Origin of the sequence: Alloprevotella sp. OH1205_COT-284 (assembly GCF_003859795.1) — a bacterium.
Lineage (GTDB): Bacteria > Bacteroidota > Bacteroidia > Bacteroidales > Bacteroidaceae > Alloprevotella.
In genome coordinates, this window is sequence record NZ_RQYI01000010.1 from 14992 (window position 1) to 29323 (window position 14332).

General features: G+C 52.5%; 6 protein-coding genes. 1 reads left to right on the forward strand and 5 read right to left on the reverse strand.

The features are described 5' to 3' along the window. Window positions 1-100 precede the first annotated feature (100 nt). Both EII14_RS04100 and EII14_RS04105 read right to left on the reverse strand, forming a co-directional pair. Entirely contained in the window at window positions 101-3166 is a 3066-nt protein-coding gene (locus EII14_RS04100) for a glycoside hydrolase N-terminal domain-containing protein (protein ID WP_124931292.1), read from the reverse strand. 919 nt (window positions 3167-4085) lie between these two features. Then, entirely contained in the window at window positions 4086-7958 is a 3873-nt protein-coding gene (locus tag EII14_RS04105) for a TIM-barrel domain-containing protein (RefSeq protein ID WP_124931293.1), read from the reverse strand. 449 nt (window positions 7959-8407) lie between these two features. On the opposite strand from EII14_RS04105, the gene EII14_RS04110 reads away from it, so the two are divergent. Further along, the gene (locus EII14_RS04110) at window positions 8408-10687 is read left to right on the forward strand and encodes an NADP-dependent malic enzyme (protein ID WP_124931294.1); all 2280 of its coding nucleotides are present in this window, start codon (window positions 8408-8410) and stop codon (window positions 10685-10687) included. A 95-nt stretch (window positions 10688-10782) separates the two neighbouring features. Here the strand turns inward: EII14_RS04110 and EII14_RS04115 are convergent, their stop codons facing one another. The 3 genes from EII14_RS04115 to EII14_RS04125 form a co-directional block, all read right to left on the reverse strand. After that, window positions 10783-11160 carry a hypothetical protein gene (locus EII14_RS04115; protein WP_124931295.1) on the reverse strand — a complete coding sequence of 126 codons (378 nt, stop codon included), beginning with the start codon at window positions 11158-11160 and terminating at the stop codon, window positions 10783-10785. A 513-nt stretch (window positions 11161-11673) separates the two neighbouring features. Next, window positions 11674-12036 carry an arsenate reductase family protein gene (locus tag EII14_RS04120; RefSeq protein WP_124931296.1) on the reverse strand — a complete coding sequence of 121 codons (363 nt, stop codon included), beginning with the start codon at window positions 12034-12036 and terminating at the stop codon, window positions 11674-11676. Window positions 12037-12042: 6 nt separating this feature from the next. Beyond that, window positions 12043-14286 carry a GH92 family glycosyl hydrolase gene (locus tag EII14_RS04125; protein WP_124931297.1) on the reverse strand — a complete coding sequence of 748 codons (2244 nt, stop codon included), beginning with the start codon at window positions 14284-14286 and terminating at the stop codon, window positions 12043-12045. Between the last annotated feature and the right edge of the window lie 46 nt (window positions 14287-14332).

The window sequence follows — 14332 nt, forward strand, 5'->3', positions numbered from 1 at the left end:
TTGTCTGTGTGTACATTTTCGTTGCGCGTATGTCGCGAAAAGCTCAAAAGGACTGTGTCAAAACGATTTCGGCACAGTCCTTTTTAAGCGATGAGAAAGTTTATTGCATGATTTTCTTGCCTTGGGAGATCACGATGCCTTTGGCACGGGCATCGGTGCGACGTCCCGACAGGTCATAGATTTCCGTTTCTTTTTGGGTTTCAAACGGTGTGGTTGCTATTCCCGTGATTTTATCGAAATCAATCGTCACGGTTTGTCCCATGCCGACATTCTTGATTTGGAAAACGGGAAGCTCTCCGGCATTGCCTTTCAGTTCTTCTGTCACCACTTCGGCCGCCTTTCCGTCAATAAGTACCTCTACTTTTGCGAGGTTTTCTTTCGTCGAAATTCTCAGCAGCTGTCCTTTGTTGCTGACGATCTTTACCTTTGAGGCTTTTCCGTTTTTCCATTCGATGCTTACGGTGAAATCTCCGATGGCTTTCAATCCGTTCACGCTTCCCGACTTCCATGCGGTGGGGAGAGCCGGCAGGATTTCGATGATGTCTCTATGGCTTTGCAGCAACATTTCCGAGATGCCGGCACAAACTCCGAAGTTTCCGTCGATTTGGAAAGGCGCGTGCGAGTCGTAGAGGTTGTAGTAAACACCGCCGGCATATTGGTTGGTTTCGTAGGCCGTGGAGTGTTTTAGGGCGTTGCGAATGATTTTGTGGGCGTGATTGCCGTCTTTGGCGCGTGCCCAAAGGTTCACTTTCCAGCCCATTGACCAGCCGGTGGCTTCGTCGCCGCGCAATTTGAGAGAGTTTACGGCCGCTTCAAAGAAACCGTCGCCCGGCTCCACCTGACTGAGCGGATAGAGGCACATGAGGTGGCTCATGTGGCGGTGTCCCTTGTCTTTGGAAATGCTGTAAGGAGCATATTTCCATTCTTTGAGCAGTTTGTCGCCGGTTTTGATGCCGACACCGGAAGCCCAGCCTCCCCAATCGCCCTTGTAGGTTTCAATGTGCAAGCCTTTGTCGATTGTTTTGAGGTAGCTTTCCAAAGAGGCCAACTCGTCGGCCGTAACTCCGGCCTCGCCCATGCCGAGCACGTTGATGGCTTGCAGGCAGTTCATGAGGTTTTCGGTCACAAGTTGTTGGGCGTGAGCCGTTCCGTCTTCTTTGGGGTGGTCGTTTTGTTCGGCCGAGTACTCATCGGGGCAAACCCATGTTCCGTCGGGGGCGAAGCCAAATCGGGAGCTTCCCTTGTCTTTGATCATGCGTCCCATCCAGAATTGGGCGGAGCCCCACATGGCGGGGAAGGCACGTTTCAAAAACTCCTTGTCGAGCGTGTAGCGATAGTGTTGCCAGAGGTGCGAGCAATACCAGGCATTGGCCACGAAGTAGTTGTTTCCCCAAGTAGACATACCGCCGAAGATATTGCTCTCCGTAAACACCGTCCAGCCCTTGTTTTGTTTGCCATATTGGCTGGCGGCACGTTTCCAGTTGGCCGATTGAGCGTTGTCGATGATGTAGTCCAACAGCGGCAAATGGAGTTCCGAAAGGTTTGTGGGTTCCATTGGCCAATAGTTCATTTGCACGTTGATGTTGGTGTGTATGTCCGAGTTCCAAGGTGCGTTGGCTTTGTCGTTCCAAATGCCTTGCAGGTTGTTGGGCACACTCGCGCCGCGGCTCGAAGAAATGCCCAAATAGCGACCGTAGTTGAAATAGAGCTGTTCGAGAAACAAGCCTTCGGCCGTGTTCTTGTTGGCAAGGTTTTGGTTGTAGTATTTGATCAATGCTTCCGTTGTTTTTCCGGAGGCGGCGTTGTTGATGTTGAGGCTGACGCGTCCCATGTAGCTTTCAAAGTTGTCCACATGTTCTTTGAACAGCACGTCCCACTTTTTCTCGGCGGCCGTTTCCACGAGAGTTTTCACCTTTTCCGCCACGGTTTGTGCGTTACCGCTTGTGCGTGTTGCCACTTTGTTGTCAAACGAGGTGGCTCCGCCGAGCACCAACATCACTGCGTCGGCATTGTTCACTTCGATGCCTTTTGCGCTGTGTTTCAGTGTTCCGCCGATGTTCACCACTTTGAAACGGCTGTTGTAGAATACCGTTTCGAGTTTGCCGTGGAATGTTCCGCTGCCATCTTCCGCATAGACCGGATCGGTGTTGCCCAGTTGTTCGCCGGGAGCCACGGAGAAGAGCAGGTTGAGCTTGTTTGTGCCCTCGGCCTTGTAGTAGGCCACGATGACGCCGGCCGGTTCGGAGGCAATGTAGCGTCGGGTGTATTGTGTGCCCTCGGTGTCTTCAAAGTTCACACCGCCCACACCGCGCTCGATGTCGAGAAATCTCACATAGTTTTTGGCCGGTTTGCTGTTGTCGGTCGAGAAAATATCGTCGGCAAGGTTCTTCACCAATACGCTTCCGAAATTCATATACTTTCCGTATCCGCCCATGTCATTGGGCGTTCCCCTCCAAAGCGTTTTTTCGTTGAATTGTATTTCGTCGATTTTGATACCTCCAAACAAGCTCGCTCCCAACTGTCCGTTTCCGATGGGCAATGAGTATTCCATCCAAATGTTGGCGACTTTGGTCAGTGTGGCCGGTTTGTCGTACCAAAGGGTGTGTTGGCGTTCGGGGGCAAAGTTTTTAACTCCCACGGCGGCATAGGTGCTGATTTCGTTGGGGTCGATGAAGGAAAGCGGATTGTTGGGGTCGCCCTTTTTCCAAAGTCCGAGGCTTCTGTTGTCGCCTCCTCCGCCCCATTGGTTCATGCCATTGGCCTTGTCGTCGGCTTTTGTAATCTCAAAATACCCGTTGGATTGGCCTTCGATAATGGCAAGCTCTGTTGCTTTCGTCCTGTCGGTCACGGCACAGAAGAATTTGCCGTTTACGCCGTTGGTGGCCTTGCCGTCTTTCATGCCCACATAGTTTCCGCGTTTGGAGAGCATCACGAAATTGTCTTTTTCGCCGATAAAAGCAAAAAGTTGTGTTTCCGTGTTACGTTCGGTTTCGGTGACGAGCTGTTGGTTGGCTCCATTGTCTTGGAGATAACCGTTTCCGTTTTTGAACTTCACAAGGAAGTAAATGGGATTTTCCGCCGTGCTGAACTTCGGCAAATCACTTTGAGCCATGCCCAAAGCGAAAATTCCCATCATTAGAGAAAGGAAAGTAAAAAATCTTTTCATGATTTAGTTAAAAGTAAGAATAGAATGTTTCGGGATTTTAAGATTACGTATGCGAAAATACATGTTTCTTGTTGATTGACCAAATTGCGTCGCAAAAAAGCGTTTTTCGGCCTGCTCTTTTCTTTTTGAAATGTCTGAAAAGTAGAAGTTTGAGAGGGTAACTCGATTTTGTTCTGCTACTCTCGTCGTCTTGCTTTTGCAACGGCCTAAGCGTGTGACAACGGCCAAAAAGGGTGATTTCATCGGGGAAACAGCCGAAAAACCACACATTTCGTGAAATGGTCGAAAAACATACACTATTCCTATCATGTCACTGAATTTCAGCGATATGCGAGTGTATACAGGCGGTTTATCAATATACACGGAACGTGGTTAAGTGTTTGATAGACAAACGAGAATGAATGTAGACAGATTTGCCCGAAACCTACACTGCCTACATAGTTGCGATTTCGGACATCTGAACGCCTTCCCGATAGAGAGTGTAGGTTGTAACAGCGAATGTAGTTGATCTCCCATATTGTCTACATTCGCAATATGCTATATATCTGTGATTTAGGAGAGGTTGTGTAGGTAATGTAGATAAAAAGAAGAAAAATCCCGGTAGGGAGTGGAAGTTGCGCTTTTCGCGAAGAAGTGTTTCGGTTTTTCTTCGACTTGTCCGAAGATACCTTGATGCGTCGAAACGCATCTTACCCAAGGAGTAGCGTAAACGGAGTAACGAGTAGAAAAATCTATCAGTGACCTAAATTTCGCAAGTTCCTCGTTGCTTCTCTTCCCGGTGATTTTTCCTTCATCAATCCTTTGCCCGAAAAGAACTCTCCGGAGCAGAGAGCGGTGCGCACGAAAACGAAAAAGACCGTTCCCCCACATGAGGCATGGGGGAACGGTCTTTCCGGTTTTCGGAGGTGAGAGCGAGGGATTACTTCCATTCGGTCACGCCGAGGTTGCGATCGACCAAAAGTCCGTCGATGGCACGAAGGGCATATTTTCCGGCTTTCTTGGCGCGGAATTTGATGATAAACAAGCGCGGTGAACCTTCGTCGAGCAGCGGTTGTTGACCGCGATTGACAAAGGTTGGATAGAGCGACTTGGTGCCATTGGAGTGCAGACGATCGTAGGTGAGGTTGGTCATCTCTTTCATGCCCTCCGTTTCGATGCCGATGTATTCGAGTTCGTCGGCATCATAGGGCAGGGCGAAACCGAGAGCATTGACGGCTTTGAGGTCTTTTCCGGTCACGGCAACGGTGAGGATGTCGCCGGCTTTGTAGGTGCGGCGGTCGGGCGTGAGCACGAGGTTGCCGCCGACTTTGGCTTCGGAGGGTTTGACACCACCGTCAAGCTCGACACCGACGCAGGAAATGTCGTAGGCGTCGATGAGGCCGTTGCGGTTGATGTCGCCGACGGATACATAGTCGTAGTCGCCGTCGCCCTTGCGCAGGCCGGTGTAGTTCATGTAGGACGTGAGGTCGTTGTCGTCCACGCGCTTGTCACGGTTGATGTCGCCTTGCACAAACCCTTCGGTGCCGGCTTGACGGAAGACGTACATTTCCTGTCCCGAACCGTAGTTGCCGACGGCTTCGGAGATGTCGAACCTGATGTAGCGAGCGGTGGCCGAGGCATCGAAGCCGATGGTTTTCACTTCGCCGTTGCGCTGCCATACGAAAGGCGTGGGTGACGTCCAGTTTTGGCGGTCGGTCGAGAGCGAATAAGAGCCTTTGAGGAGGGTGCCGTTGCCGGCATCTTCGCGCGGCACGTAGTCGAGGCGGTCGAGCTGATGAACGGCACGCAAGTCTACAACCATTTCAAAGGGCACGGCGTTTTTGTTGCTCCACGCCGTGTGCCACGTGCTCTTGGTGTCGCGGTCGAAGAGTTTGTCGGTGTCCTGTCCGCTTTGATTGGCAACGGAGGTGGTGGCTCGAACTCCTTTGATCGCCCATTCGAGCGGATCGTTGACGGTGGAGAAACGGAAGTCCGTCCATTCGCTCGCTCCGTCGGCATTGACGGCGCGAAGGCGGAAGTCGTAGGCAGTTTCGGGCGAGAGTTCGTCGATGAAGAAGCGAGGCTGGCGCAGATGGGAGTAGCGCATGCCGTCGAACTCGATTTCGTAGTAGTCGGCATTGTCCGCCGCGCTCCACGAGAGCGAGAGCTTGTAGGCCTCGGCGGCGGAAGCTCCTGCGTCGAAACGCGGGGCAGAGAGTGAACCGCGGTGGTTGAGGAAGCGGTTGCGAGGAGAGAATGCGTAGCCTTTGACGCTGACCTCGACGGCGTCGCGAGTGACGTCGGTTGCGGCCAAACGGACGAGTACCTGCGGATTTTTAATGACTTCGCCGACACTTTCTTCGCCGGGTTTCACCCAGCGGTTGAGATTGGGACGTTCGTCGTAGAACCAAACGTCTTGGCCTTGTTCAAATTCCGCTTTGGAGGCAGCGCGGCGCAGTGTCACGCTTTTCTTGCCCACTTTGGCCGAGAGGCTTTTCGGCGCGGCGGTAACGTTGATGCGCAGTTCGGTCTGCTTGTCGGGCAGGAAACCGTCGAAAGTGCCGGTGGTCGGGGCAATGGCTACAGTGAGCACGTCTTTGCGAACGTGGGCGGAAATGGCGGTTTCGGTGTGTGCGCCGGCGAGGTAGGCCTGCGTGTTGCCGTCGTCGTCATACTCCTTGCCGGAGGCTTCGGTTTGGCAGTAGATCTCGTAGGTGCGACGATCCTTGCGCATCTCCGAGGGGTTGTTGTTGGGGTTGGTCATCGGAATGACGGCATTGGCCTTGACCAGCACGGGGAGTTTCCACAGCGGCGCGTCGAAATGGTTGATCACGCAGCCGCCCTCATAGGTGTCGCCCGTGAAGTAGTCCACCCATGTGCCCTTGGGCAAGTAGATGTTGTCGCGACGGTCGTTGCCTTCGGCATCGGCGTCGGTGTTTTGATAGACGGGGGCGACGAGAAAGGCATCGCCATACATGAACTGGTATTGCGTGCGGCGGCCGAGGGTGAAGGGAGTTTCTTCTTCCATGAACATGGGGCGAATCATGGGGCGGCCGTACACGGCCTCGTGTGCCGCGGTGTAAGCGTAGGGCATCAGCTCGCTTTTGAGTTTCAAATACCAGCGGTTGAGGGCTGTGGTCTTACCGCCCAAGGCTTCGGGATATTTGGGATTTGCGCCCCATCCGTCCATGTTCAACTCCATGGGCGTGAAGGTTTTCCACTGAAACTCGCGCACATTGACCACGGGATTTTTGCCGCCGAAGATGCCGTCGGTGTCGGAGGAGATGTTGGGCTGTCCCGAAAGGCCGGAGCCGATGAAGGTGGGGATGTGGAAACGGATGTATTCCCACTCGCCGCCCGTTTGGTCGCCCGACCAGATGCCGGCGTAGCGTTGTGTGCCTGCCCACCCGTCGAGTGAGAGGATGAAAGGACGTGCATTGTTGCCGTAGTAGGGCATGATTTGCGCCACGTCGGCCACGCCGTTGAGCCCGAAAGAGTAGCCCCAGCCAACCCAAGCCACGTCGGTTTTCAAAACGCGGACGCCGGCGTCGCGCACCTCCTTGACGATGTCGCGCTGCAAGAGGGGTTCGATGCCGGGTTTGGGGTGGAGGTCGCTCTGTGTCCATAGCCCGATTTCCACGCCTTTGGAGCGGGCATAGTCGCCGAAGCGGCGGAGGTTGTCGATGTTGCCGTCGAGGGTCGAGGTTTGGCCGTAGCCCGCACCGTAGCCGTCATTGGGCAAGAACCAACCGAGCGGCATGTCGTTGTCGAGATAGCGGTCGATGGCGGCACGCGCCGAGAATTGGTAGTTGTTGTTTTCGCCGTTGAGGCTCTCTTTGATGCCGCCGTTGTCCTTTTGGCTCTCGTTATACCATTTGCCGTCTTCATACTTCATGAAGCCCTTGCCGTTTTTGGCTTCCGTCCAATAGTCGCGGTTGTAGGCGTTGAGGTGGCCTTGGTAGAATCCAAATTTGGGCAACAGCACAGGGTTTCCCGTGAGTTGATAGAAGTCGCCGAGCAGCTTTTCGGGGGTGAGATTGACCATGAAGAAGACATCGAGATATTGCTCTTTGTGCTTCAACACGACTTCGCCGGGGGTGAGTGCGCCGAAGTCGTAGTAGCCGGGTTTGAAGGTGTGCCACATCACGCCGTAGCCGGCCGTAGACCAATAGAAAGGTGTGGGCGATGCCACGCCGCCGTCCACCCAGTTGTTGGTGTTTTCGATGGCGATGCGCCGCCCGCGGTGGGAGAAGCGACCGTTTTGCACGCCTCCGCCGTAGAAGTATTCGTTGTCGCTGCAGGCCAGTGTGAGTTGCACCCCTTCACGGTCGTAGGCCACGTCGGCCGTGGTGCGAAACACCACCTTGCCGGTGGGCTTTTGGGTGACGGTGATGAGTGCCGTTTTTCGATCAACGGAGAGGCTGACGCTGCGTGTGTCGAGCGTGAAGGCGGTGGGACTTTTGGCAATGGTCAGTTGGGAAACCGCTTTGCGAGGATTGGCCACCAAGATGTCGGCAGGCGGTGTGGCCGTTGGGTTGCGCACGATGCCTCCGTCGTTGTCTTGAAAAAGACGAAAAATGTTTTCGCCATAAAAATCAACGGTAAGTCTTCGGCCATCGGAGAAGAGCAATTCCACGGTGGTGGGATTGAGCTGACGAATATCGATCACTAAAAGAGCATCGGTCGCAGAAGGACGAATGCCGACGGCGGCGGAGTCGAATGCAGCCCATGTCGAAGAAGTGGGCAAAAAGGGAGTGAGCAATCCTCCGACCATCATAGCGGCAATAGGAAGGCCTTGATTTCGTTTTTTCATGTAGGGAAATGCTTAAAAGGAAGTTTGAATGAGGAGAGCTTTGCATCTATGATGCATCGTGGCACAGCGGCCGAAAAACAACTCCATTGGAAAGACTTGCGAATGAAATCATCGTGAAAACGTTGCGAAAATACGAATAAATTCCGATTCAGCTTAGCAAAACCCGAATTAGTAATTTGTGGGAGGGCAAATCGGCAACCGAATCGCTCAATGGGCGTATAAGACGTTTTTTGAGTTTTATATGTCAGCGGATGGCATGTAGCGTCGTGTTGCAAGAAGGAAAAGACAGATGCAACAAAAATACAAGGAAAAAGAAACTTTCGTCTATTTTTCGACTCTCTCAAGCATCCATAAGCATAAAGAAAGTCTTTTTTGTCGTGTAATTGGAGGGAAGTTCGTACTTTTGCCCTCAATATCTTAACACACGAATCTAAACAGCACCGACTATCATGGTCAAGATCACGAAAGAAGCAGCCCTTGCCTATCATGCGCAGGGCAAACCGGGAAAAATCGAAGTCGTTCCCACCAAGCCTTACAGCACACAGTCCGACCTCTCGCTCGCTTACTCGCCGGGAGTGGCGGAGCCTTGCCTTGAAATCCAAAAAAATCCCGACGATGCCTATAAATATACCAACAAAGGCAACCTCGTGGCCGTCATTTCCAACGGCACGGCCGTGTTGGGATTGGGAGACATCGGCGCGGTGAGCGGAAAACCGGTGATGGAGGGGAAAAGCCTGCTTTTCAAAATCTATGCCGGAGTGGATGCTTTCGACATCGAAGTGGACGAGAAAGATCCGGAACGTTTCATTCAAGCCGTAAAGGCCATTGCGCCTACTTTCGGAGGTATCAATTTGGAAGACATCAAAGCTCCCGAATGTTTTGAAATCGAGACCCGCCTCAAAGCCGAACTCGACATTCCGGTCATGCACGATGATCAACACGGCACGGCTATCATCTCGTGTGCGGGATTGATCAACGCCCTGATCGTGGCCGGAAAACGCATCGAAGATGTGCGCATCGTCATCAACGGAGCCGGAGCGGCCGCCATATCCTGCACGCGACTGTATTGCGCTTTCGGAGCGAAAAAGGAAAACATCATCATGCTCGATTCCAAAGGTGTGATTCATGTGGGACGCAATGACCTGAACGCACAAAAACGCGAGTTTGCCACCACACGCACGGACATCTCGACTTTGGCCGAAGCGGTGTCGGGGGCAGACGTGTTTGTGGGGCTTTCAAAGGGCAACGTACTCTCGCAAGACATGGTGCGCTCAATGACCGAGAAACCCATTATTTTCGCATTGGCCAACCCCGTGCCCGAAATCACCTATGAAGCGGCGAAAGAGGCAAGAGAAGATGTCATCATGTCGACGGGAAGAACGGACTATCCGAATCAAATCAACAACGTGATCGGATTTCCTTACATCTTCCGAGGTGCGCTCGACACGGCGGCAAGCGCGATCAACGAGGAGATGAAAATGGCGGCGGTGAGGGCGATTGCCGATTTGGCGCGCCGACCCGTGCCCGACATCGTGAACAGAGCCTACAACGTGAGAAACTTCACTTTCGGCGCAGAATATTTCATTCCGAAGCCCGTTGATCCGAGACTTGTCACCGAGGTGTCGATGGCCGTGGCGAAAGCGGCGATGGAAAGCGGCGTGGCACGCAAACCCATCACCGACTGGAAAGCCTATCGACAACAGTTGAGGCAGATGATGGGGCAGGAAACAAAATTTGCACAAAACCTCATCGACACCGCACGGACAAATCCGCGACGAGTGGTATATGCCGAAGGCACACAGCCGAATGTGCTCCAAGCGGCCGTACGCTCAAAAGAAGAAGGCATTTGTCACCCGATATTGCTCGGAAACGTGGAAAAAATCAAACACCTCGCCGAAGAACTCAACCTGAACCTCGACGGCGTGGAGGTGATTGACATGCGCGAACGGCAACACGCCGAAACACGATTGGCTTATGCCCGCCGATTGGCGGAAAAGAGAAGACGCGACGGATTTACGATGCAGGAGGCTGCCGACAAAATGTATGAACGTAACTATTTCGGCATGATGATGGTGGAAAACGGCGATGCCGACACCATGATCACCGGCATTTCGTCGAAATATTCCAATACGATCGAGGCAGCCAAAGAAGTGATCGGCATTCGCGCCCCCTACAAGCATTTTGCGACAATGCACGTGCTCAACACGCCCAAAGGCATTCTTTTTGTGGCCGACACGCTGGTCAATCGTCATCCGGGAAAAGAAGCACTTAAAGACATCGCCCTGCTCTCGGCCTCCACGGCACGCATCTTCAACAGAACACCGGCGATTGCGATGATCAGCTATTCCAATTTCGGAACAGACCACGACGGAAGTGCCGCCGTTGTACGGCAGGTGGTGGAAGAGCTGCAACTGGATTATCCCGAACTGGCGATAGACGGCGAAATGCAGGTGTCGTTTGCGCTTGACCGCGCGGCACGCGACGAAAAATATCCTTTCACAAAACTCAAAGGAATGGAGGTCAATACGCTGGTGTTCCCGAACCTCTCGTCGGCAAATGCGTCTTATAAGATGATCAAGTCGATGGTGGAAGACGGAGAGGTCATCGGCCCCATTCAAATGGGCCTCAACAAACCGATCCATTTCACCGACTGCGACGCCTCGGTGAGAGATATTGTCAATATCACCGCCATTTCCGTGATCGACGCATTGGTGGGAGAACGAAAATAAGTTTTCGCTCCCGAACGCCAAACGGAAGACAGCTCCGAAGTGAACGTGTTTCAAGGCTATGATCTTGAAAACGGAAACTTCGGAGCTGCTTTTTGTCAAAGGATGTCGGGAAAAACCGAACCTCGCCTCGCTTGTTTCGCTCGGAAAGAAAAGGCGGGGCGAGTTTTTTGCACCGATCGGTGTCCGGTCTTCAATCGGGAAAGAGGGAAAAACACGACTGCCTCAGAGTTGGGAAATTCTACCTTTGAGGTAGGATTTTCTGCCTCAAAGGTAAGAACGTCTGCTGCCCGACGGAGCGAAAAAACAGCTCCTCTCGCGCGCACGCGCGTATTCCTGTGATTGCTTTTTGCCTTCACTGCCTTCGCAAATCGAGTTAAGCATTTGAATATAAGGCTGTTGTTTGCGAAGGCAAGTGAAAGCAAAGTGAAAGCAAAAGTTTCAAGCGGTTGTATATCAGTCTGTTGTTGTTTCATTTTGCTTCCGCAGCCTTGGGGATGGATGATTTCGCACGCTGCGATGGCGAAAGGAGGTGAAGGCAAAACCCCTATTTTGCTTTCACCGCAGAGGTTTGTTTTTCAGTGGATTACAATATTCCTCCGTACCTTTGCCTTCACTTGCCTTCGCAAGAAACATGCTGACTGTCAGAAAGAAAGGCGTTTTTGCGAAGGCAAAACGACAAAAAACAAAATTATAGGGGAGAAAGCGACCGAAAAGGGCGGTTTCATCGAAAACGCGACGGAGGCAGAAGGGCAACCGGGGTGGCGGAGAAACTTACACACTTTTTCGGACACTACCCTTCAAAACGCCCTTTTAGGACTAAAAACGTCAAAATCACGGAATATTCCAAACAAAATTGTCCAATCCGAGAAAAAGAACGGATTGGACAATTTTATAAGGGGCTTTTGCAGAGGTCTCTGATTTGTGGTGAACTAACAAATCAATCCAAGAACAATGGAGCTTACTTTTGAACGCGCGGCGGCAGCTGCTCAATCGGTTTGGGGAAGTTGTTCCCACTCCGACTCTTTGAAACCGACCAACACGCGATCTGCAGTGACAAGAAGCGGACGTTTGACGAGCTTGCCGTCTTCGGCGAGCAAGGCAATGAGCGTTTCGCGAGAGGCGGTTTTGACCACGTCTTTCAAGCCCCGTTCCTTATAGACCAGTCCGGAAGTGTTGAAAAACTTTGAAACGGGAAGTCCGCTGCGATCGATCCACTCGGTGAGTTCTTCGACGGAAGGAGAGTGTTCGACGATGTGGCGACGTTCAACGGTCAGCATCGGACGATACTCATCGAGCCATTTGAGGGCTTTGCGGCAACTGCCGCATTGGGGATAGTGGAGTATGAGCATAAGGGACTATTGCATTTGAAATTCGAGTGTGCCGGCACGAAGGAGATCGGCATGAGACACACGGAATGAGTCATATTTCTTTCCTCCCAAACGAACACTGCGCACACGATCGCTGTTGGCAGCTCCGGGGGCAGTGATGATGAGCGAATCGCAGCCGTGCCATTTACGGTCGAGACGAATGGTGATTTTATCAAACACAGGCGCAGTGAGAGTGTAGGAGGGATCGGCCGGGTTGTCGGGATAGAAGCCCATCATGGCAAACATTGCCCACGCACTCATGGTGCCGGCATCGTCATTGCCGGGAATGCCGGCTGTGTTGTTGTGAAAATATTTTTTGAGCAATTCGCGCGTGAGCCGCTGCGTACGCCATTCGTCGCCTTTGAAATAGGAGAAGAGATAAGGATAGGCGATGTTGGGCTCATTGGTGGGATCGTAATCTCCGTGGTCGAAAACGTTTTGCAGACGTTCGACAAATCGGCGTTGTCCGCCCATCAGCTTGGCCAGACCTTTAATGTCATGGGGCACGAAGAAGGTGTAGTTCCAAGCGTTGCCCTCGTGAAATCCGGGCGACGGCTCAAAGTTCACCCCTTGTTTGGGATCGAAGGGCGAGAAGAAGCGACCGTCGGGCGTGCGCGGACGGAGCGTGCCGAAGTCTTTGCAATAGTAGTGGCGATAGCCGAGAGAGCGGCGTTCCATATCGCGTGCATCTTCTTTCCGTCCGAGAGCTTTAGCAAAACGACCGAGAGCGGCATCGGCCACATAGTATTCGAGGGCATGCGATACGGAGTTGTCAAAGGAGTCGCGCAGAGGGCAGTAGCTATAGCGCATATAGTCATCGTTGTCGGGACGGAGCAGATTTTTCTCACCGGGTGTGCGCGCACCTTTCATCATGGCCTCATAGGCGAGATTGACATCGAAGTCGCGCAGTCCTTTCATCCACGAATCGACGATGACGGGCGTGGCAGGGTCGCCCTCCATGGTGTAGGTTTCCTGACTGAACAACTCCCACTTGGGCAGCCAGCCGTGCTCACGATATTGGTCAAGCATGGAACGCACCATCTGCATCTGCCGATCGGGATAGAGGAGCGTAAACATCTGATGCGTGCAACGATAGGTATCCCAAAGGGAGAAGACGGTGTAGCGGTCGCCGTCGGTGCGGAGGGTGCGCAAAGAGGTCATGGCCGGATATTCTCCATTGACATCTTGAAGAATGTTGGGATGAAGTTGAAGGTGATAAAGGGCTGTGTAAAACACAACGCGCTGATCTTCCGTTCCGCCTTCAACGTCGATGACATTGAGAGCTTCCTCCCATGTATTGCGGGCTTTTTCCAAGACATCGGTGAAACTCAGTCCGGCCGGCTGTTCGACATCCAAATTTTGGCGTGCATTAGCAATGCTGACAAACGAAACGCCTATCTGTACCTCGATTCGTTCTCCTTTCACGACATCGAAAGAGAAATAAGCTCCGACTTCATCCCCCGACATTTCACGCTGAAAATTAGGATAGAGCTTACGTTTTCCCGAATTGGCTTCCCATTCCACTTCGGCCGTCATGGGGCGTTGCATTTTCCAAAAACCTCGTGCCGATGGTTTTTTATTTATTCTCATTACGAAATAAATGGGATAGACTGCCTGCGGAGCATTGTAGCAGAAAGTGCCGAGAAGTTTCGATCCTTCAATTTCGGTGTCGGAAACGTAACGAACGGTAGCACCGGTTTCGTTAGTAAGTCCTTCGCCGAGATTGAGCAGTACGTTGGCACGTCCTTCCGGATAGGTAAATCGGGCACGAGAAGTACGGCGTGTGGCAGTGACTTCGGTCTGAACGCCGTAGCGTGTGAGGCGATTGGTATAGTAACCGGGCGAGGCAAGTTCGTTAGTATATCCCGAACCATAATCTTTGTAATCCACGGAGAGATCTCCCACGGTGGGCATGAGCAACAGTGCTCCCATATCGGGGCAACCCACTCCGCTGAGATTGACATGAGAGTAGCCGGTGAAGTAGGAGTTGGTGTTGTCATAAGGTGCAGACCACCATTGAGCATCTTTGTCGTAGATGTTGCCACCTCCTCCCATGACATTGAAGGGGCTGACGCTCATCAGACCGGCCGGCAAAACGGCTCCGGGGTGGCAGATGCCGAAATTGCTGGTGCCGATGAAGGGATTGACGTAATCAATGTTACGTTTTTTCTCGTGAGCCGTTCCGGCGAGCGGAAGAAGGACGAGAAGCAGAGAGAGAAACAGGTTTTTCATCGTATCGGAGTTTGAGATTAGAAAAATAAATACGTTTCAAGAAAAG

Excerpts from the sequence above, each read along its gene's own strand:
- EII14_RS04100 (WP_124931292.1), bottom strand. The coding sequence starts at position 3,166 with ATGAAAAGATTTTTTACTTTCCTTTCTCTAATGATGGGAATTTTCGCT.
- EII14_RS04105 (WP_124931293.1), bottom strand. The coding sequence starts at position 7,958 with ATGAAAAAACGAAATCAAGGCCTTCCTATTGCCGCTATGATGGTCGGA.
- EII14_RS04110 (WP_124931294.1), top strand. The coding sequence starts at position 8,408 with ATGGTCAAGATCACGAAAGAAGCAGCCCTTGCCTATCATGCGCAGGGC.
- EII14_RS04115 (WP_124931295.1), bottom strand. The coding sequence starts at position 11,160 with ATGAAACAACAACAGACTGATATACAACCGCTTGAAACTTTTGCTTTC.
- EII14_RS04120 (WP_124931296.1), bottom strand. The coding sequence starts at position 12,036 with ATGCTCATACTCCACTATCCCCAATGCGGCAGTTGCCGCAAAGCCCTC.
- EII14_RS04125 (WP_124931297.1), bottom strand. The coding sequence starts at position 14,286 with ATGAAAAACCTGTTTCTCTCTCTGCTTCTCGTCCTTCTTCCGCTCGCC.